This is a genomic window from Mesorhizobium sp. NZP2234, from assembly GCF_013170765.1.
Lineage (GTDB): Bacteria > Pseudomonadota > Alphaproteobacteria > Rhizobiales > Rhizobiaceae > Mesorhizobium > Mesorhizobium loti_D.
In genome coordinates this window covers 4,320,693-4,339,401 of sequence record NZ_CP033364.1, presented here as the reverse complement: position 1 = coordinate 4,339,401, position 18,709 = coordinate 4,320,693, and the positions used below count along the sequence as shown (strand labels likewise).

Annotated in this window: 23 protein-coding genes; all 23 read left to right on the top strand. The window is 62.4% G+C overall.

Annotated features, from left to right (window positions below; genetic code table 11):
- The first annotated feature begins 23 nt into the window (after positions 1-23).
- The 23 genes from rpsN (at position 24) to EB230_RS21235 (ending at position 18,709) form a co-directional block, all read left to right on the top strand.
- On the top strand, positions 24-329 hold the full coding sequence (gene rpsN, locus EB230_RS21345) for a 30S ribosomal protein S14 (RefSeq protein ID WP_056568056.1): 306 nt from the start codon (positions 24-26) through the stop codon (positions 327-329).
- Between the two features lie 12 nt (positions 330-341).
- Entirely contained in the window at positions 342-740 is a 399-nt protein-coding gene (gene rpsH, locus EB230_RS21340; protein ID WP_006205453.1) for a 30S ribosomal protein S8, read from the top strand.
- Between the two features lie 88 nt (positions 741-828).
- Positions 829-1,362: a 50S ribosomal protein L6 gene (rplF, locus tag EB230_RS21335; RefSeq protein WP_013895694.1), complete on the top strand. Its 534-nt coding sequence runs from the start codon at positions 829-831 to the stop codon at positions 1,360-1,362.
- A gap of 140 nt (positions 1,363-1,502) precedes the next feature.
- A complete protein-coding gene (gene rplR, locus EB230_RS21330; protein ID WP_010909284.1) occupies positions 1,503-1,862 on the top strand; it encodes a 50S ribosomal protein L18 in 360 nt (119 codons plus the stop codon).
- Between the two features lie 77 nt (positions 1,863-1,939).
- A complete protein-coding gene (gene rpsE, locus EB230_RS21325; RefSeq protein WP_032933400.1) occupies positions 1,940-2,503 on the top strand; it encodes a 30S ribosomal protein S5 in 564 nt (187 codons plus the stop codon).
- Between the two features lie 23 nt (positions 2,504-2,526).
- Positions 2,527-2,724, top strand: a complete 198-nt coding sequence (rpmD, locus tag EB230_RS21320) for a 50S ribosomal protein L30 (RefSeq protein WP_006205449.1) — start codon at positions 2,527-2,529, stop codon at positions 2,722-2,724.
- Positions 2,725-2,746: 22 nt separating this feature from the next.
- Positions 2,747-3,220 (top strand): 50S ribosomal protein L15, encoded by a 474-nt coding sequence (gene rplO / locus EB230_RS21315; protein WP_056568053.1) that lies wholly within the window; start codon positions 2,747-2,749, stop codon positions 3,218-3,220.
- 194 nt (positions 3,221-3,414) lie between these two features.
- Positions 3,415-4,755 (top strand): preprotein translocase subunit SecY, encoded by a 1,341-nt coding sequence (gene secY, locus EB230_RS21310; protein ID WP_056568050.1) that lies wholly within the window; start codon positions 3,415-3,417, stop codon positions 4,753-4,755.
- Complete coding sequence (locus EB230_RS21305; RefSeq protein ID WP_056568048.1) at positions 4,752-5,348, top strand: adenylate kinase; 597 nt, start codon at positions 4,752-4,754, stop codon at positions 5,346-5,348. Before secY ends, EB230_RS21305 begins: the two co-directional genes overlap by 4 nt.
- Before the next feature lie 218 nt (positions 5,349-5,566).
- Positions 5,567-5,935 carry a 30S ribosomal protein S13 gene (rpsM, locus tag EB230_RS21300; protein WP_006205445.1) on the top strand — a complete coding sequence of 123 codons (369 nt, stop codon included), beginning with the start codon at positions 5,567-5,569 and terminating at the stop codon, positions 5,933-5,935.
- Between the two features lie 140 nt (positions 5,936-6,075).
- Positions 6,076-6,465, top strand: coding sequence for a 30S ribosomal protein S11 (gene rpsK / locus EB230_RS21295; RefSeq protein WP_006205444.1), 390 nt, complete (start codon positions 6,076-6,078; stop codon positions 6,463-6,465).
- 104 nt (positions 6,466-6,569) lie between these two features.
- On the top strand, positions 6,570-7,580 hold the full coding sequence (locus EB230_RS21290; protein ID WP_006205443.1) for a DNA-directed RNA polymerase subunit alpha: 1,011 nt from the start codon (positions 6,570-6,572) through the stop codon (positions 7,578-7,580).
- 104 nt (positions 7,581-7,684) lie between these two features.
- Positions 7,685-8,116: a 50S ribosomal protein L17 gene (gene rplQ, locus EB230_RS21285; RefSeq protein ID WP_010909289.1), complete on the top strand. Its 432-nt coding sequence runs from the start codon at positions 7,685-7,687 to the stop codon at positions 8,114-8,116.
- A 181-nt stretch (positions 8,117-8,297) separates the two neighbouring features.
- Complete coding sequence (locus EB230_RS21280; protein ID WP_056568045.1) at positions 8,298-9,791, top strand: DegQ family serine endoprotease; 1,494 nt, start codon at positions 8,298-8,300, stop codon at positions 9,789-9,791.
- A gap of 39 nt (positions 9,792-9,830) precedes the next feature.
- Entirely contained in the window at positions 9,831-11,138 is a 1,308-nt protein-coding gene (locus tag EB230_RS21275; RefSeq protein ID WP_172373917.1) for a replication-associated recombination protein A, read from the top strand.
- Between the two features lie 5 nt (positions 11,139-11,143).
- Positions 11,144-11,815 carry a DUF930 domain-containing protein gene (locus EB230_RS32720; protein ID WP_246738832.1) on the top strand — a complete coding sequence of 224 codons (672 nt, stop codon included), beginning with the start codon at positions 11,144-11,146 and terminating at the stop codon, positions 11,813-11,815.
- Positions 11,816-11,991: 176 nt separating this feature from the next.
- Entirely contained in the window at positions 11,992-12,822 is an 831-nt protein-coding gene (locus EB230_RS21265) for an aspartyl/asparaginyl beta-hydroxylase domain-containing protein (RefSeq protein ID WP_056568035.1), read from the top strand.
- A 400-nt stretch (positions 12,823-13,222) separates the two neighbouring features.
- Positions 13,223-14,194 (top strand): helix-turn-helix domain-containing protein, encoded by a 972-nt coding sequence (locus tag EB230_RS21260; RefSeq protein WP_172373916.1) that lies wholly within the window; start codon positions 13,223-13,225, stop codon positions 14,192-14,194.
- A 141-nt stretch (positions 14,195-14,335) separates the two neighbouring features.
- Positions 14,336-15,853, top strand: a complete 1,518-nt coding sequence (adh, locus tag EB230_RS21255) for an aldehyde dehydrogenase (protein ID WP_056568032.1) — start codon at positions 14,336-14,338, stop codon at positions 15,851-15,853.
- Positions 15,854-15,957: 104 nt separating this feature from the next.
- Positions 15,958-16,326: a DUF779 domain-containing protein gene (locus tag EB230_RS21250; RefSeq protein WP_056568080.1), complete on the top strand. Its 369-nt coding sequence runs from the start codon at positions 15,958-15,960 to the stop codon at positions 16,324-16,326.
- 45 nt (positions 16,327-16,371) lie between these two features.
- On the top strand, positions 16,372-16,746 hold the full coding sequence (gene crcB, locus EB230_RS21245) for a fluoride efflux transporter CrcB (protein ID WP_056568029.1): 375 nt from the start codon (positions 16,372-16,374) through the stop codon (positions 16,744-16,746).
- Between the two features lie 62 nt (positions 16,747-16,808).
- Complete coding sequence (locus EB230_RS21240) at positions 16,809-17,789, top strand: RluA family pseudouridine synthase (RefSeq protein WP_056568026.1); 981 nt, start codon at positions 16,809-16,811, stop codon at positions 17,787-17,789.
- A gap of 47 nt (positions 17,790-17,836) precedes the next feature.
- Positions 17,837-18,709 carry a DMT family transporter gene (locus tag EB230_RS21235; RefSeq protein WP_056568077.1) on the top strand — a complete coding sequence of 291 codons (873 nt, stop codon included), beginning with the start codon at positions 17,837-17,839 and terminating at the stop codon, positions 18,707-18,709.

Below are 18,709 nucleotides of genomic sequence, written 5' to 3'. Positions count from 1 at the left end.
AGCGAGAAAAGGAAAAATCTGAAATGGCAAAGACCAGCTCAGTCGAGAAGAACAACAGGCGCCGCAAGCTTGCCGACCAGTACGGTCCCAAGCGCGCTGGCCTGAAGGCGATCATCATGGATCAGTCCAAGCCGATGGAAGAGCGCTTCCGCGCTCAGCTCAAGCTTGCTGCCATGCCGCGCAACTCGGCCAAGATCCGCATCCGCAACCGCTGCGAAGTCACCGGCCGTCCGCGTGCCTACTATCGCAAGCTCAAAGTATCGCGCATCGCGCTTCGTGATCTCGGCAACAACGGCCAGATCCCGGGCCTGGTCAAGTCGAGCTGGTAAGGAGGACATAACATGTCATTGAGCGATCCTCTCGGCGATATGCTGACCCGCATCCGCAACGCCTACGGCCGCAAGAAGTCGAGTGTCTCGACGCCGGCCTCGCGTCTGCGCACCCGCGTCCTCGACGTGCTGAAGGCTGAAGGCTATATCCGCGACTACAGCCAGACCGACTTCGACAACGGCAAGTCCGAAATCGAAATCGAGCTGAAGTATTTCGACGGCGCGCCGGTCGTGCGCGAAATCGCCCGCGTCTCGAAGCCGGGCCGCCGCGTTTACGTCTCGGCCAAGTCGATCCCGCACGTCGCCAACGGCCTCGGCATCGCCATCCTTTCGACACCGAAGGGCGTGATGGCCGATCACGAAGCACGCGAACAGAACGTCGGCGGCGAGATTCTCTGCCAGATCTTCTGATCCGGCAGCTGAGCGCAAAGTGGAATCCGGTCTTCGGATCGTTCCGAAGACAGAGACCTGAAACAAGAGAAGTGACGAGGACAACAAAATGTCTCGTATTGGAAAGAAACCCGTTTCGCTGCCGCAGGGCGTGACCGCGACCGTCAACGGCCAGACCGTTACGGCGAAGGGCCCCAAGGGCGAGCTGAAGTTCGTGGTGAACGACGAAGTCCTGGTCAAGATGGAAGGCAGCGAGATCGCTGTTCAGCCGCGCGACCAGACCAAGACCGCCCGCTCCAAGTGGGGCATGTCGCGCACGCAGATCGTCAACATCCTGCAGGGCGTGAAGGACGGCTTCGAGAAGAAGCTCGAGATCACCGGCGTCGGCTACCGCGCCGCACTTCAGGGCAAAAACCTGCAGCTGGCACTTGGCTTCAGCCATGACGTCGTCTACGAGACGCCGGCCGGCATCACCATCACCGTGCCGAAGCCGACCGAGATCACCGTGGCCGGCATCGACAAGCAGCAGGTTGGTCAGGTGGCTGCCGAGATCCGCGAATACCGCGGTCCCGAGCCCTACAAGGGCAAGGGTGTCCGCTACGCTGGCGAGAAGATCGTCCGCAAGGAAGGCAAGAAGAAGTAGTGGGCCTGGCCCCGAAAAGTCTCGGACTTTTCGAAAAGGGCCAAGCCAAGGAAGTGTAACGCCGCGGGGAGCGGTCGCGGGAGGCGCTTTCGCCTACCGCACATGGCGGCCCCCGTTTTTTGAAGGCAAGGAAGACCACAATGGGTACCAAGGAATCCACGCAGCGTCGTGCGCAGCGCGTCCGTCGTCAGATCAGGAAGGTCGCCGGCGAGCGTCCGCGTCTGTCGGTCCACCGCACCTCGAAGAACATCTATGTGCAGGTGATCGACGATGCCAAGGGCCACACTATCGCCGCTGCCTCGACGCTGGAGAAGGACCTCAAGGGTTCGCTCAAGACCGGTGCCGACACCGCTGCCGCCGCCGCGATCGGCAAGCTGATCGCCGAGCGCGCGACCAAGGCCGGCGTCAAGGAAGTCGTCTTCGACCGCGGCCCGTACATCTATCACGGCCGTGTCAAGGCCTTGGCTGAAGCTGCTCGCGAGGGCGGTCTCAGCTTCTGATTCTTTCACCGTCGGCGACCCAAAGTGGCGTCGACAATCATCAACCCGTGCTTCCGGAAAAGAACAAGGAACAGGATATGGCACAGGAACGTAGGGAAGGCGGCCGCGGCCGCGAGCGTGAAGAGCGCGACGACGGCATGGTGGACAAGCTGGTCCACATCAATCGCGTCGCCAAGGTCGTCAAGGGTGGCCGTCGCTTCGGCTTCGCCGCACTCGTCGTCGTCGGCGACCAGAAGGGCCGTGTCGGCTTTGGTCACGGCAAGGCGCGCGAAGTGCCGGAAGCGATCCGCAAGGCAACCGAGTCCGCGAAGCGCGACATGATCTTCGTGCCGCTGCGCTCGGGCCGCACGCTGCATCACGACGTCGAGGGACGCTGGGGCGCCGGACGCGTTCTGCTGCGTGCCGCCAAGCAGGGTACCGGCATCATCGCCGGCGGCCCGATGCGCGCCGTCTTCGAGACGCTCGGCATGCATGACGTGGTCGCCAAGTCGATGGGGTCGTCGAACCCCTACAACATGGTCCGCGCCACCTTCGACGCGCTGAAGAGCCAGATGCATCCCAAGGATGTCGCTGCCGCTCGCGGCATCAAGTATTCGACCCTTCAGGCCCGCCGCGGCACCGCCGTTGCGGCTGAAGAATAGTCGACTGACCAGGGATTTTGACCATGGCCAAGAAAGCAACCAAGACCATCACCGTTGAGCAGATCGGTTCGCCGATCCGCCGTCCGAAGGAACAGCGCGCGACGCTGGTCGGCCTCGGCCTCAACAAGATGCACAAGCAGCGCACGCTGGAAGATACGCCTTCCGTGCGCGGCATGATCGCCGCCGTTCAGCATCTCGTCCGCGTCGTGGACGAGGGCTGAGCCAAAGCGCAGGAGAACCCAGATGAAACTCAACGATCTGCGTGACAAGGACGGCGCGACGCACTCCAAGAAGCGTCTCGGCCGCGGCATCGGTTCCGGCTCGGGCAAGACCGCCGGTCGCGGCGTCAAGGGCCAGAAGGCACGCTCCGGCGTCGCCATCAACGGCTTCGAGGGCGGCCAGATGCCGCTCTACAGGCGGCTGCCGAAGCGCGGCTTCAACAACCTCTTCGCCAAGAGCTTCGTTGTCGTCTCGCTGGCTCGTATCCAGCAAGCCGTCGACGCCAAGAAGCTTGACGCCAAGGCAACCGTGACGGCCGAGGCGCTTGTCGCCGCCGGCGTCATCCGCCGCGTCAAGGATGGCGTACGCGTGCTGTCCGACGGCGAGCTCAAGGCAAAGCTCGCCTTCGACGTGGCCGGCGCCTCCAAGGCCGCGATCGAGAAGATCGAGAAGGCCGGCGGCTCGGTCAAGTTGCCGGAAAAGGCAGCTGCCGAGTAACGGCGATTTGAAGCGCGACCGGCAAGAGTGGGATCCTGTTTTTGCTCACGATTGCGCTTTGACCTGATCAATTGGGCGGCCGCGTCAACGCGGCCGCTTGCATGTTTACAGCCCGGAGCTTATCTCGTGAGCTTCGGTGAAACGCACCGCCTGACCTCACGGGCCATCAAGCGTTACCAAGCGGAGAATCAGGCATGGCTTCGGCTGCTGAACAACTAGCCTCGAATCTGAATTTCTCGGCCTTCGCCAAGGCGGAGGACCTGAAGAAACGCATATGGTTCACCATCGGCGCGTTGCTCGTCTACCGACTCGGCACCTACATCCCGCTTCCCGGCATCAACCCCGACGCCTTCGCCCAGGCCTTCTCCTCGCAAAGCAAGGGCGTCCTCGGCATGTTCAACATGTTCGCGGGCGGCGCCGTGCAGCGCATGGCGATCTTCGCGCTCGGCATCATGCCCTACATCTCCGCCTCCATCATCATGCAGCTGATGACCTCGGTCATCCCGTCGCTGGAAGCGCTGAAGAAGGAAGGCGAACAGGGCCGCAAGGTCATCAACCAGTACACGCGCTACGGCACGGTGCTGCTAGCACTTGTGCAGGCCTATGGCATTTCGGTGGGCCTGGAAGGCGGTAACGGCATCGTCAGCGATCCCGGCATGTTCTTCCGCATCTCGACCGTCGTCACGCTGGTCGGCGGCACCATGTTCCTGATGTGGCTCGGCGAGCAGATCACCGCGCGCGGCATCGGCAACGGTATTTCGCTGATCATCTTCTCCGGCATCGTCGCGGGCCTGCCGCATGCCATCTCCGGCACGCTGGAACTCGGCCGCACCGGCGCCCTGTCGACCGGTCTGATCCTGGCCATCATCGTTCTGGCCATCGTGGTCATCGCGCTCATCGTGTTCTTCGAGCGCGCCCAGCGCCGCCTGCTGATCCAGTATCCGAAGCGGCAGGTCGGCAACCGCATGTTCCAGGGGGACACCTCGCATTTGCCGCTGAAGCTCAACACGTCGGGCGTCATTCCGCCGATCTTCGCTTCGTCGCTGCTCTTGCTGCCTGCCACCATCGCCGGCTTCTCGCAGACGACCAACATGCCGGCCTGGGCAAGCACCATCCTGGCTTCGCTTGGCCACGGCCAGCCACTCTACATGCTGTTTTACGCGGCGATGATCGTTTTCTTCGCCTTCTTCTACACAGCGATTGTCTTCAATCCGAAGGACACCGCCGACCAGCTCAAGAAGCATTCGGGCTTCATCCCGGGCTATCGTCCGGGCGAGCGCACCGCCGATTATATCGATTACGTTCTCACCCGCATCACCGTCGTCGGCGCCATCTACCTGGTGCTGGTGTGCCTGCTGCCGGAGTTCCTGATCTCGGCGACTGGCGTACCATTCTACCTTGGTGGCACATCGCTTCTGATCGTGGTCAGTGTCACGCTCGATACGGTCGCGCAGATTCAGGGTCACCTGATCGCGCATCAGTATGAAGGCCTGATCAAGAAGTCGAAGCTGCGCGGGGGGAAGAAAGCCAGATGAGGTTGATTTTGCTTGGGCCGCCAGGAGCGGGCAAGGGGACACAAGCACAAAGACTGGTAGAAAAACACGGCATACCCCAGCTCTCGACGGGCGATATGCTGCGTGCCGCCGTTCAGGCCGGTACCGAAGTCGGCAAGCGTGCCAAGGCAGTGATGGATGCCGGTGAACTGGTGTCCGACGCCATCGTCAACGCGATCGTCGCCGAGCGGATCGATCAGGCCGATTGCGCCAAGGGGTTCATCCTCGATGGCTATCCGCGCACGCTGGTGCAGGCCGATGCGGTTGAATCGATGCTTTCCGAACGTGGCATCAGCCTCGACACAGTCATCGAGCTGGTCGTCGACGACCGGGCCCTGGTCGGCCGCATCGTCAAGCGTGCCGAGGATGCCAAGGCGGCCGGCCAGCCGGTGCGCAAGGATGACAACCCGGCGGTGTTCGAGGAGCGTCTGCGCGAGTACTACAAGAAGACCGCTCCGCTGACCGGCTATTATTACGCCAAAGGCAAGCTGAAGACCGTTGACGGGATGGCCAGTATCGATGCGGTGACCGCCGAGATCGAAGCTGTGCTGGCGGCGGCCACCAAGGCGCGGTAAGGGAATTTAAAGATTAAGCTTGACGGGGGCGGTCCGCTGCGGTATGGCGGCCCGTCTTCCTATCAGGTGCGAACTTTGCTTGTCCGCAAGGGCAAGGCAGTCGCTTTGAACTGGAAACTCCCGCAAGGGCCGGCCTCCACCGGACGCGGGGCAACTTTTACAGCGCCGGGTCTTCCTTGTTTTGAAGGTTGGCCGGCCCAGATGGAGAAGAGAAGAACATGGCTCGTATAGCCGGCGTCAACATTCCGACCAACAAGCGCGTCGTCATCGCGCTACAGTACATTCACGGCATTGGTAAGAAGTTCGCCCAGGAGATCGTCGACAAGGTCGGCATCCCGGCCGAGCGCCGCGTCAACCAGCTGACCGACGCGGAAGTGCTGCAGATCCGCGAGACTATCGACCGCGACTATCAGGTCGAGGGCGACCTGCGCCGCGAAGTGTCGATGAACATCAAGCGGCTCATGGACCTCGGCTGCTACCGCGGCCTGCGTCACCGCCGCTCGCTGCCGGTTCGCGGCCAGCGCACGCACACCAATGCGCGTACCCGCAAGGGCCCGGCCAAGTCGATCGCCGGCAAGAAGAAGTAATTTGGAGTGAGTAGCCGGTAGTGGGTAGTGAGAAGCAGCGTCAACGGCTGCATCTCGTCACTACTCACTAATTTGCTACTCACTTTCCAGGTGGAGCCGCTGGCATTACGGCGGTGTAGAGATCAACTGAAAGGACTATCATGGCCAAGGAAGCCGCTCGTGTTCGCCGTCGCGAACGCAAGAATATCTCGTCGGGCGTTGCCCACGTCAATTCGACCTTCAACAACACGATGATCACCATCACCGACGCGCAGGGCAACTCGATTGCCTGGTCGTCGGCCGGTGCCCAGGGCTTCAAGGGTTCGCGCAAGTCGACCCCGTTCGCTGCCCAGATGGCTGCCGAGGACGTTGCCAAGAAGGCCCAGGAACACGGCATGCGCATGCTCGAGGTCGAGGTCTGCGGACCTGGCTCCGGTCGTGAATCGGCACTGCGCGCCCTGCAGGCGGCCGGCTTCACCATCACTTCCATCCGTGACGTGACGCCGATTCCGCACAATGGCTGCCGCCCGCGCAAGAAGCGCCGCGTCTAAGCAATTTATCGAACGTCGCGTGAGCGCCCTCGGGGCGCTCCTCCGCGGCATTCCAGGTCGCCCGCCACGATTGGATGGTGGCGGGTCAACGGAAGGAAAGCATCATGATCCAGAAAAATTGGCAGGAACTGATCAAGCCGAACAAGATCGAGTTCTCGTCGAAGAAGAAGACGCTGACCACGCTGGTCGCCGAACCGCTCGAGCGTGGCTTCGGCCTCACTCTCGGCAACGCGCTGCGCCGCGTGCTTCTGTCTTCGCTGCGAGGAGCGGCCGTTACCGCCGTGCAGATCGACGGCGTTCTGCATGAATTCTCGTCCATCGCCGGTGTGCGCGAGGACGTGACCGACATCGTCTTGAACATCAAGGAAATCGCCATCCGCATGGAAGGCGACGGCCCCAAGCGCATGGTCGTTCGCAAGCAGGGCCCGGGTGCGGTTCTCGCCGGCGACATCCAGACGGTCGGCGATGTCGAGATCCTCAATCCCGACCACGTCATCTGCACGCTGGACGAAGGCGCTGAAATCCGCATGGAATTCACCGTCGACACTGGCAAGGGCTACGTGCCGGCCGAGCGCAACCGCGCCGAGGACGCGCCGATCGGCCTGATCCCAGTCGACAGCCTCTATTCGCCGGTCAAGAAGGTTTCGTACAAGGTCGAGAACACCCGCGAGGGCCAGGTTCTCGACTACGACAAGCTGACCATGACCATCGAGACTGACGGTTCGATCTCGGGCGAGGACGCGGTGGCATTCGCCGCCCGCATCCTGCAGGACCAGCTTGGCCTGTTCGTCAACTTCGACGAGCCGCAGAAGGAAGTCGCGGCGGAAGCCGTCACCGAGCTCGCCTTCAACCCGGCGCTGCTCAAGAAGGTCGACGAACTCGAGCTTTCGGTGCGTTCGGCCAACTGCCTGAAGAACGACAACATCGTCTACATCGGCGATCTCATCCAGAAGACCGAAGCCGAGATGCTGCGCACCCCGAACTTCGGCCGCAAGTCGCTGAACGAGATCAAGGAAGTCCTGGCGGCGATGGGCCTGCACCTCGGCATGGAAGTGCCGGACTGGCCGCCGGAGAACATCGAAGACCTCGCCAAGCGTTACGAAGATCAATATTGAGCATGAATTCCAAGGATCGGCGGCGTGGGCCGCCCGATCCGACGGTCATGCGGAAAACCATCAGAGGCCTTGGCCTCTTGAACAACTGAAGAAGGAAAAGAGCCATGCGCCACGGTTTCAAAGGCCGCCGCTTCGCCCGAAGCATTAGCCATCGCAAGTCGATGTTCGCCAACCTCGCCGTGTCGCTGCTCGAGCACGAGCAGATCGTCACCACCCTGCCGAAGGCGAAGGACCTGCGTCCGATCGTCGAGAAGCTGGTGACGCTCGGCAAGCGCGGCGACCTGCATGCCCGCCGTCAGGTGATCGCGCAGATCGGCAATGAAGGCGTCGTCAAGCGCCTGTTCGACACCATCGCCCCGCGCTACGCCAACCGCAACGGCGGCTATCTGCGCATCATGAAGGCGGGCTTCCGTCACGGCGACAATGCCGCGATGGCTGTCATCGAGTTCGTCGATCGCGACACCTCGGCCAAGGGCGCCGGCGACCGCGCCCGCCTCGAAGCCGAAGGCACCGACGCGGAAGCCGCGGCCGCATAAGGCCCCGTTTTTCCGGAATGAATTGAAGGGGCCTGCGGGCCCCTTTTTCATGTTCTGCATGCGTCGGGGCGCGCCCATCACCATGTTCTGGCGTGAAAATAATCGGATTTCAGCGGCTTAGCCTTTCATTTTGCACAATCGTCGGGACAATGCGCCCGAACTTGCCTTGGAGGATTCGCGAATGCGCGCCAAAAGACTGTCCCTTGTTCTGCTCTGCGCCTTCATGGTGGTCGCAGCCGCACCGGCAGTCCGGCAGGCGCTGGCCGAGGACGCCGCCAAGCCAGCCGATCCGGGCCTGTCGGACGTGCTGACCGATCTGTTGCATGGCGTTGAAGGCGAGAATGCCACCTCTGGGCCCGACAAGCGCGTGCCGTTCGGCCGCGAGGAGGTGCAGCTTTCGTTCGCGCCGCTGGTCAAGCAAACCGCGCCCGCCGTGGTCAACGTCTATGCTTCGCAGACGGCCAAGGTCACGTCGCCTTTTGAAGGCGATCCGTTCTTCGAGGAGTTTTTCGGCCGCGCGCAGCCGCGCGCGCAGTCCTCACTCGGCTCTGGCGTGCTTGTCGATCCGAGCGGTGTCATCGTCACCAATTTCCACGTCATCAAGGATGCCGACGAGGTCAAGGTGGCGACGGCCGACGGGCGGGAATTCACCAGCAAGGTGATGCTGAAGGACGAGACGCTCGATCTCGCAGTGCTCAAGATCGAGTCCGACAAGCCGTTCCCGGTTATCGCCATCGGCGATTCCGACGCGCTCGAGGTCGGCGATCTTGTGTTGGCTATCGGCAACCCGTTCGGCGTCGGCCAAACCACCACCAGCGGCATCGTTTCGGCCCTTGCCCGCAGCCATATCGGCGTCTCGGATTCGGGCTACTTTATCCAGACCGACGCCGCCATCAATCCCGGCAATTCCGGCGGCGCGCTGATCAACATGGGTGGCCAACTGGTTGGCATCAACACCGCCATCTACAGCCGCAGCGGCGGTTCGATCGGCATCGGCTTTGCCATCCCCGCCAATATGGTGCGGGCTTTTGCCGATGCCGCCAAGGCCGGCCTCGACTTCTTCGAACGGCCCTATATCGGCGCCGAGTTCGAAGCGGTGACGCCGCAGATCGCCGAATCGCTTGGCATGGAGAAACCGGCAGGAGCTCTTGTCTCTTCCGTCGAAGCGACCGGACCGGCGGGTAAGGCTGGGCTGAAGGCGGGCGACGTCGTGCTGCAGATCAACGGCAAGCCCGTCGAGAGCATCGAGGCGCTGGACTATCGCATGGCGACGCTGTCGATCGGCACCAAGGCGAATTTCGCGATCCTGACCAAGGGCCAGCAAGCAGCCATGGACATTGCGCTGGAGCGCGCGCCGGAGGGTGCAAAAGCCTCGGAAGTGACGCTGCATGGCCGCAGCCCGTTCTCGGGCGCCAAGGTCGCGGAACTGTCGCCAAGGCTTGCCCAGAAGCTTGGCCTGCGTACGGATCTCAAAGGTGTCACGGTGATCGATATCAACCGCGATTCGCCGGCCGCCGATTTCGGCTTCCAGCCGGGCGATATCGTGCGCGAGGTCAACGGCACCACCATCGACACCGCCGCGACGCTGGCGCAGGTAGCCCAGCAGGATACGCGCTGGTGGCGCTTTACCGTCGAGCGCGGCGGGCAGATACTGCGCCAGGTGTTGCGTTACTGAGTTCGGCCCGAGCGGTCGTGCTCCAACCTGAAGACATAAATGGCCGATCTGTTCAGCGTCGATGAACCGGAAAAGGCGCCGCCCGGACGGCCGCTGGCCGACAGGCTGCGGCCCAGAAATCTCGGCGAGGTGGTCGGCCAGGAGCATCTGACCGGCCCCGATGGCGCGCTGACCCGGCTGATCGGCTCCGGCTCGCTGGGCTCGATGATCTTCTGGGGCCCGCCGGGCACCGGCAAGACCACGGTGGCAAGGCTGCTTGCCGGCGAGACCAGCCTGGCCTTCGAACAGATATCGGCGGTCTTTTCCGGCGTCGCCGACCTGAAGAAAGTGTTCGAGGCGGCGAAGCTGCGCCGCGCCAACGGCCGCCAAACCTTGCTTTTCGTCGACGAGATCCATCGCTTCAACCGCGCCCAGCAGGATTCGTTTCTTCCTGTCATGGAGGATGGAACGGTCGTCCTGGTCGGCGCCACAACCGAGAACCCGTCCTTCGAATTGAACGCCGCGTTGCTGTCGCGCGCGCGCGTCATGGTCTTTCATTCACTCGGCGAGGAGAGCATCGCCAAGCTGATGACGCGCGCGGAGGCCACGGAGGGCAGGGCGCTTCCGCTCGACGACGAGGCGCGGGCGATGCTGATCCGCATGAGCGATGGCGACGGACGTGCATCGCTGACACTCGCCGAGGAGGTCTGGCGCGCGGCCAAGCCTGGCGAGATATTCGATCCCGAAGGCCTGCAGCGCATCGTCCAGCGCCGCGCGCCGATCTACGACAAGGGCCAGGACGGCCATTACAATCTGATCTCGGCGCTGCACAAGTCGGTGCGCGGCTCGGACCCGGACGCCGCGCTCTACTATCTCGCGCGCATGTTCGATGCCGGCGAGGATCCGCTCTATCTCGGCCGCCGGCTGGTGCGCATGGCGATGGAGGACATCGGCCTTGCCGACCCGCAGGCGCTGGTCGTCGCCAATGCCGCCAAGGACGCCTATGACTATCTGGGCTCGCCGGAGGGCGAACTGGCCTTTGCCGAGGCCACTGTCTATCTCGCAACAGCGCCCAAATCCAACGCCGTCTACACCGCCTTCAAGGCGGCCACGCGCGCTGCCAAGGAGCATGGCTCGCTGCTGCCGCCAAAGCACATCCTCAACGCCCCGACCAAGCTGATGAAGGAAGAGGATTACGGCGCGGGCTATCGCTACGATCACGATGAGCCGGACGCTTTTTCGGGCCAGGACTATTTTCCGGAGAAGATGGGCCGCCAGACCTTCTACGATCCACCCGAGCGTGGTTTCGAGCGCGACATCAGGAAGCGGCTCGACTACTGGGCGAAGCTGCGCAAGGAACGGGACTAGCTGACTTGCGCGGCCCGGTGGTCGTCACGCTTCGAAGCGAGGCCTCGCCATGGGGTATCTCGACCTCCGTCGTTCTCCACGCTCTGCTTGCCGCGACGCTGGCTCTCATGCCGCTGCCGAAGCTGCCGAAGCGGCTGGAAGAGGAGCGGGTGTCGGTCGGCATTCTGACGCCCCAGCAGTTCGAGGCGTCGACAAGGCCGCCGCCAGCGCCAGCACGACCTTCGGCACCAGAGGCGCCAGCGCCGTCACCACCGCCGAGTGCTCCTCGATCTCAATCACCCACCGCGCCGGCCATGGTCCGGCCGACCGACATGCTGTCGGGCAAGACGCTCGCCGATCCGCGCAGCCGGCAGGCGCGTGCCGATCTTGCGACCTTCGCTTCCGATGAGCGCATGGTGCAGTTGTGCAATCTCGAAGCCATGGACCAGATCCGGCGATGGCGCGCGGACTTTCAGCCGGAGCGCGTCGTGGCTTACGCAACGGCCGAAGAGAAGGTCCGCGGCACCACGATCGCCGCGGATGGCGCGGCTTTCCGCAGTCGCAAAAACTGGTATAATCTCAAGTTCAAATGCCAGCTCGCGCAAGACGGCGAAAGCGTCATCGGCTTTGAGTTCCTGGTCGGCGATCCCGTGGCCAGGGAGAAATGGGACGAGCTCGGCTTGCCGGCGGTGCATTGACCCCAGTGGTTCATTGACCGAAGTCTGGCAAATTCCACCAGGCAGCTGCCAGGCCACGCAGTCGTGGCGTTGTGCGGCGACCCAAAAAATCTTATCAAGGCGCACGGCCGGGCGGTGGCCGTTGTCGAGATTTGGCACACTCATTCGCAACAGGATCGCGCTTCGCGCGTGGAAAAATGACAAAAACCCTTCGCAAATCCCTTCGCAAATTCGCCATCGCCATCCCACTTCTCGCCCTTGGCTTTTACTTCATCCCCATCCTCACGACGATCTTCATCGTTTGCGGGCTGATTGACGTGCTGCGCAACGACCGGAAGGATCTGGCGCTGTTCAGCGGCTATTTTCTTGGCAACGGCCTCTTCACCTGGCTGCTTTCGCCGTTCAACCTGCTGGTTGATCTCCTGTGCTACAGGAACCCCGGCGTGTGGAAGCTGGAGCAGTTTCCGGAGGACTATCAGCGCGAGGTCAATGAGGTCCTGGACATCTTCAAGGCGCGCAAGGACGAGATCATCGCCGACATCGACGCCAATTTCGGTGCCGGTCGGCGCGGCATGTATGTCTATCAATGGTACGGCAAGCACAGAATAGACAACGTCGCCGAATTCAACAAGGATTTCAAATACATCAAGACCATCGCCGTTTCGGTTTTCAGCAAGCGCGAATCGACCTCTTGGCACTTCGGGCCGCTGCGGCTCAGCCTGCGCATCCTCTACAATCTGATCCCGGTGAAGGCGGAAATCTTCGTCGAATGCGGCAACGTCAAGAACTACTGGTACGACAATCCGCAGTTCATTTTCGACGACACGCTGTTGCACCGTTCGGTCAACGAGTATGACGGCCGCCGTTACTGCGTGTTCATGGACATTATCAGGCCGTCCCCGTTCCCAAGACTCATCGCCGGCATGCTCGCTGTCGTGTCGGTCAGCGTCGAACGCATCAATTCGATGTTCTACAAGAACTGGAAAATGATCGGCTCGACCAAGCCGAAGAAGGTCGAAACCACCTGAACTGAAATTCGCTGACGCTGCCGGCTTCGCCGGCGGCTATGTGGCTGGGCCTGAAGGCCACTCGTGCGCGGCCCGCTTTTGCGGTCTGGATCGCGGCCATCCTCTACACGCCATTCTGGACACCAACGCTTCGTGGCTCGCCTGCGCCCGGTCAGCAGAACCGAAGTCGATGCCCTGTACAGTGAGTTCAGGAAAAAGTATCCGGGCTGGGCAACGCCTGACTGGTGACGGTCATGTTGGCGGTTTCGGGCAGACTACGATCACGCCCTCCTTCTCACCTGTTGCACCATCGTCCAATAGCGCCGCCGCGCTTCCGTGCCTACAACTCCATACTGCGGATATGTCTGAGTGGATATAACGCAGCTCGGGTTGGAAGCGACAATCGCCTTTGGAGGATAAGGTGAGCGGACGGCAGCCTACGGTTCATCATGCGGATTTCATCCAGTCAGCCATCGCCGGCAGCGATGCCGCGCGTTCGGCGCTGGTTGCGTCCTGGCGGCGATCGCTCACATTGCACGGCCTTGATCCAGCCGAACGAAAGGCGCCGCAGCGTCTCACCAAAAGCGAGTTGAGCGAGGCCCGGCAACGCATAGAGCCGCTGCTGCGCGCCGCGGATGCGAGCCTCGATCGTCTCTACCTCGCCGTGGGCGGCGTTGGCTGCTGTGTGCTGCTTGCGGACCGGGACGGCATTCCTGTCGAGCGCCGCGGCGCCGTTGCGGATGACGACACGTTCGACGAATGGGGGTTGTGGACAGGCACGGTATGGAGCGAGGACTCCGAGGGTACCAATGGCATCGGCACCTGCCTTGCCGATCAGCGTGCGCTCACCATTCACCGCGACCAGCATTTTTTTTCGCGCAACACATTGCTCAGTTGCACCACGGCGCCGATCTTTGATCATGAAGGCAATCTGGCGGCCGCCCTCGATGTTTCATCTTGCCGGTCGGACCTGACCGAAGGCTTCGTCAACCTTATCGCCATCGCGGTGGGGGACGCCGCGCGTCGCATCGAGGCCGAGAATTTCCGCATCGTTTTTTCGGATGCCCGCATCCTGCTGGCACCGGTCGCCGAGCGCAGCGCCAGCGCATTGATCGCCGTCAATGGCGATGATTTGGTGATCGGCGCAACACGCTCGGCGCGTCTTGGCCTCGGCATCACCCAGCAGATCCTGGCAAGGGGTCTCCCCGCCGCGGACATTCTGGGCAACCTGGCCAGGGCGGCGGAAGATCTGGACGAAGCCGAGCGTGGCGTGGTCCAGAGGGCCATGGCGCGCGCCGAGGGCAACGTGTCGGCGGCTGCCAGCAGCCTCGGCATTTCGCGGGCGACCCTGCACCGCAAGCTTGCCCGCTTCGGCATCCGTCGTCCGCACTGAGCTTTGAGCCGGTGACTGTCGCAGATCTGCGACAGTCCGCGCTGGCGGATGCCGGAGCCGGGGCTGACAAAGCTGACCCCGTCCGCAACTCTTCCCAACGAGGCGCCACATCCCGTGACGCTGCCACTTGGGAGGAAGACGATGAACAAGGTGGAATTTTCCCGCACGGCCAAGGTTCCCTTCGCCAAGCGCTATGACAATTATATCGGCGGCAAATGGGTTGCCCCGCTTTCCGGAAAATATTTCGAGAACATATCGCCGGTGACCGGCCGGCCGCTGGGCGAAATCGCTCGCTCGGACGCCAGGGACATCGAGGCGGCACTCGATGCCGCGCACAAGGCCAAGGATGCGTGGGGCAGGACCAGCGCCGCCGCCCGCGCGCTGATCCTCAACCGCATCGCCGATCGCATGGAAGACAATCTCGACCTCCTGGCGCTTGCCGAAACCTGGGACAATGGCAAGCCGATCCGCGAGACGACCGCGGCCGACTTGCCGCTGGCGATCGACCATTTCCGCTATTTTGCCGGTGCCGTACGCAGCCAGGAAGGCGGCATCTCGGAGATCGACCACGACACCGTCGCCTATCATTTCCATGAGCCGCTTGGCGTCGTTGGTCAGATCATTCCCTGGAACTTCCCGCTGTTGATGGCGGTGTGGAAACTGGCGCCGGCACTTGCCGCCGGCAACTGCGTGGTGCTGAAGCCCGCCGAACAGACACCCGCCACCATCATGCTGTGGGCGGACCTGGTCGGCGACCTGTTGCCGGATGGTGTGCTCAACATCGTCAACGGCTTTGGACTCGAGGCCGGCAAGCCGCTCGCTTCATCGAACCGCATCGCCAAGATCGCCTTCACCGGAGAGACCACGACGGGCCGGCTGATCTCTCAATATGCCAGCCAGAACCTCATCCCGGTGACGCTCGAACTCGGCGGCAAGTCACCCAACATCTTCTTCCAGGACGTGACCGCGGAAGATGACGACTTCTTCGACAAGGCCCTCGAAGGCTTCGTCATGTTCGCGCTGAACCAGGGCGAGGTCTGCACCTGTCCCAGCCGGGCACTGGTTCATGAGAAGATCTACGACAGGTTCATGGAAAAGGCATTGAAGCGCGTCGAGGCGATCGTCCAGGGCGACCCGCTCGATCCGGCAACCATGATCGGCGCACAGGCATCGAGCGAACAGCTGGAAAAGATCCTGAGCTACTTCGACATCGGCCGCAAGGAAGGCGCCGAAGTGCTGGCCGGCGGCGAACAGAACCATCTGCCGGGCGATCTGGCCGGCGGCTATTACGTCAAGCCGACCGTGTTCAAGGGTCACAACAAGATGCGTATCTTCCAGGAGGAGATCTTCGGGCCGGTGGTCTCGGTGACGACCTTCAAGGATGATGACGAGGCATTGTCGATCGCCAATGACACGCTCTATGGCCTTGGTGCCGGTATCTGGAGCCGTGACGCGAACCGCTGCTACCGCTTCGGCCGCGCCATCCAGGCCGGTCGTGTCTGGACCAACTGCTACCACGCCTATCCCGCGCACGCGGCTTTCGGCGGCTACAAGCAGTCCGGCATCGGACGGGAAAACCACAAGATGATGCTCGACCACTATCAGCAAACCAAGAACATGCTGGTCAGCTACAGCCCGAAAAAGCTGGGTTTCTTCTGATTGCCTCTCGAGGCGGCGCATGATCCCCCGGGTATCATGCGTGATCCAAGGCGCGGCTCCATCAGCCGCGCCTTGGATGGTTTGGGGATGAGAAGGAGAAAGGCATGTCCGACAAGGTTTCGCTCGGAAAAGTCTCGGCCACGCCGGAAGCCATTGTTTTCCTGGCGGAGATCGTCGCCGACCACGGCCCGGTGCTGTTTCATCAATCGGGCGGCTGTTGCGACGGCTCCTCGCCAATGTGCTATCCCCGCGGTGACTTCATCGTCGGCGACAATGACGTCATGCTGGGCGAGATCGGCGGAACGCCGGTCTACATCAGCGCTTCGCAATATGAAGCGTGGAAGCACACCGACCTTACCATCGATGTGGTGCCGGGTAGGGGTGGCATGTTCTCGCTCGACAATGGGCGCGAGAGACGGTTCCTGACACGCTCGGCCATCTGCGCCGTTCCGGAGGCGCCGGCGGGGGCTTGACGGGACGGGTTGACGCCGCCGCCCTTGCAAGGGCAGTAAACGGCGATGTTCAATCTGCTTCTTGTTGTCCTCGGCGGCGGTATCGGCGCCGGCATCCGCCATCTCGCCAACATGGGCGCGCTGCGCCTTGTCGGCCCCAACTATCCCTGGGGCACCATGGCGATCAACATCCTCGGCTCCTTTGCCATGGGCCTGTTCATCGCCACCATGGCGCGTCGCGGCGGGCCGAACGAAGTCAGGCTGTTTGTCGCCACTGGTATCTTGGGCGGCTTCACCACTTTTTCCGCCTTTTCGCTCGATTTCGCCACGCTGTGGGAACGAGGAGCCACGTTGCCGGCGTTTGGATATGCACTGACCAGCGTCGTTGGCGCCATCATCGCCCTGTTTTTGGGTCTTTGGCTCGCAAGAAGCCTGCCTTAGTGCTATTGCCGCGCCAAGCGCAGGCCGAGCCCTGCTTTTGGAAATGGGTAAGCGAAGAAAAAATGGCAGGCGTTGAACAGATCACGGTGGAGGCCGGCGAGGCGGGCATGCGGCTCGATCGCTGGTTCAAGACCCATTTCCCGGGCCTTGGTTTCGGCCATTTGCAGAAGCTGCTGCGCTCCGGCCAGATCCGCGTTGATGGCGGCCGCGTCAAGGCTGACAGCCGTGTCGAGCCTGGCCAGGTGGTGCGCATCCCGCCACTCGAGGTCGACAAGAAGGGCGAAAGCGCGCTGACCGGCCATTCGATCCGCAACCAGGGCGATGCCGACGTCCTGGCGAAAATGCTTATCCATGAGGACCCGAAGGTTTTCGTCTTCAACAAGCCGGCGGGCCTTGCGGTGCAGGGCGGTTCGGGCGTCACCCGCAATGTCGACGACATGCTGGAAGCCTGGCGCAACCAGAAGGGCGAAAAGCCGCGACTGGTTCACCGGCTCGACCGCGACACCTCGGGCGTGCTGGTCGTGGCCCGCACGAGGCTGGCCGCCATGAAGCTGTCGGAATCGTTCCGCGCCCGCGAAACCAAGAAGACCTACTGGGCGCTGGTCAAGGGTGTGCCGCCGAAACGCGAGGACAAGATCTCGACCTGGCTGATCAAGGAGCCGACTGAGGACGGCGACCGTGTCCGGGTCGCTGCTCATGGTGAAAAGGGCGCCGATCACGCCGTATCCTACTACCGCATCATCGAGCAGGCGGCGCAGACCATGACCTGGCTGGAGATGGAGCCTTATACCGGCCGCACCCATCAGCTCCGTGTCCACGCCGCCTATATCGGCTGCCCTATCATCGGCGACCCGAAATATTTCGAGGCCGACACCAACTGGGACTTTCCGGGCGGTATTCAAAACCGACTGCATCTTCATGCGCGCCGCATCATCATTCCGCACCCGGACAAGGGCGTCATCGATGTGACCGCGCCGATGCCGCCGCATATGCGCCAGAGTTGGAACCTGATCGGCTTCGACGACGCCAGCGCGGAGGACTGACCTTGAGCGGCGCCACCGACGCGCTCGATCGGCGCGACACAGTCGACATGGCCGCCGCCGCCATCATGGTCGGCCTGACCTTTTCCTGGGGCCTGAACTACGTCGCCGCCAAGATCTCCTATGCCGGCTACGATCCCGTCTTCCTGTCGATCGCACGCTCGATCATTGGCGGTTTCTGCGTCTTCCTCTGGTGCCGATGGCGTGGCATCGCTCTGTTCACCCGCGATGGCACATTGCTTGCCGGCCTTGTCGTGGGTGCGCTTTTCGGCGTCGAGTTCCTCTGCCTCTATGTCGGCCTGGAGCATACGACGGTTGCCCGCAACACGCTGCTGGTCAACACAATGCCGTTCTGGATGCTGATTGGCGGTCACCTCCTGCTTGGCGAACAGATCACCATGCGCAAGTTCCTTGGCCTGCTGCTGGCCTTCGCCGGCCTTGCCGCCGTCTTTTCAGACAAGCTTGGCGGCGGCGGGGACATGCTGTTCGGCGATCTCCTCAGTCTCGGCTCCGGATTTTTCTGGGCCTTGACCAATATTCTCATCAAACGCTCGAAACTGGTTGAAGCCAGCGCCGAGAAGCTGCTGCTCTATCAACTCGCCGGCGCGGCGGTCGTCGGCATACTGGTGTTGCCTCTCGCTGGTCCGCCAGTGCGCGATGCCTCCTTGTTGCCGACATTGGCGCTGCTTTTCCAGGCGATCTACATTGTCGCTTTCACCTATGTCCTTTGGTTCTGGCTGCTGCGTCGCTATCCCGCGTCGAGCCTGTCCAGCTTCACGTTCCTGTCGCCGGTTTTTGGTGTTTTGTGCGGTGCAATCATCTTGAACGAACCGCTGACCATTCGCATTTTTCTGGCGCTTGGCCTGATTGCGGCGGGCCTGATCATCGTCAACCGGCCGGCGCGCAAGCTGACACCGGTGTGA

Coding starts and splice junctions, on each gene's coding strand:
- rplO (WP_056568053.1), top strand. CDS start 2,747: ATGAAACTCAACGATCTGCGTGACAAGGACGGCGCGACGCACTCCAAG.
- EB230_RS21265 (WP_056568035.1), top strand. CDS start 11,992: ATGACAAAAACCCTTCGCAAATCCCTTCGCAAATTCGCCATCGCCATC.
- rpsE (WP_032933400.1), top strand. CDS start 1,940: ATGGCACAGGAACGTAGGGAAGGCGGCCGCGGCCGCGAGCGTGAAGAG.
- rpsH (WP_006205453.1), top strand. CDS start 342: ATGTCATTGAGCGATCCTCTCGGCGATATGCTGACCCGCATCCGCAAC.
- crcB (WP_056568029.1), top strand. CDS start 16,372: ATGTTCAATCTGCTTCTTGTTGTCCTCGGCGGCGGTATCGGCGCCGGC.
- adh (WP_056568032.1), top strand. CDS start 14,336: ATGAACAAGGTGGAATTTTCCCGCACGGCCAAGGTTCCCTTCGCCAAG.
- EB230_RS21240 (WP_056568026.1), top strand. CDS start 16,809: ATGGCAGGCGTTGAACAGATCACGGTGGAGGCCGGCGAGGCGGGCATG.
- secY (WP_056568050.1), top strand. CDS start 3,415: ATGGCTTCGGCTGCTGAACAACTAGCCTCGAATCTGAATTTCTCGGCC.
- EB230_RS21290 (WP_006205443.1), top strand. CDS start 6,570: ATGATCCAGAAAAATTGGCAGGAACTGATCAAGCCGAACAAGATCGAG.
- rplQ (WP_010909289.1), top strand. CDS start 7,685: ATGCGCCACGGTTTCAAAGGCCGCCGCTTCGCCCGAAGCATTAGCCAT.
- rplR (WP_010909284.1), top strand. CDS start 1,503: ATGGGTACCAAGGAATCCACGCAGCGTCGTGCGCAGCGCGTCCGTCGT.
- rplF (WP_013895694.1), top strand. CDS start 829: ATGTCTCGTATTGGAAAGAAACCCGTTTCGCTGCCGCAGGGCGTGACC.
- rpmD (WP_006205449.1), top strand. CDS start 2,527: ATGGCCAAGAAAGCAACCAAGACCATCACCGTTGAGCAGATCGGTTCG.
- EB230_RS21235 (WP_056568077.1), top strand. CDS start 17,837: ATGGCCGCCGCCGCCATCATGGTCGGCCTGACCTTTTCCTGGGGCCTG.
- EB230_RS21275 (WP_172373917.1), top strand. CDS start 9,831: ATGGCCGATCTGTTCAGCGTCGATGAACCGGAAAAGGCGCCGCCCGGA.
- EB230_RS21305 (WP_056568048.1), top strand. CDS start 4,752: ATGAGGTTGATTTTGCTTGGGCCGCCAGGAGCGGGCAAGGGGACACAA.
- rpsN (WP_056568056.1), top strand. CDS start 24: ATGGCAAAGACCAGCTCAGTCGAGAAGAACAACAGGCGCCGCAAGCTT.
- rpsK (WP_006205444.1), top strand. CDS start 6,076: ATGGCCAAGGAAGCCGCTCGTGTTCGCCGTCGCGAACGCAAGAATATC.
- EB230_RS21250 (WP_056568080.1), top strand. CDS start 15,958: ATGTCCGACAAGGTTTCGCTCGGAAAAGTCTCGGCCACGCCGGAAGCC.
- EB230_RS21280 (WP_056568045.1), top strand. CDS start 8,298: ATGCGCGCCAAAAGACTGTCCCTTGTTCTGCTCTGCGCCTTCATGGTG.
- rpsM (WP_006205445.1), top strand. CDS start 5,567: ATGGCTCGTATAGCCGGCGTCAACATTCCGACCAACAAGCGCGTCGTC.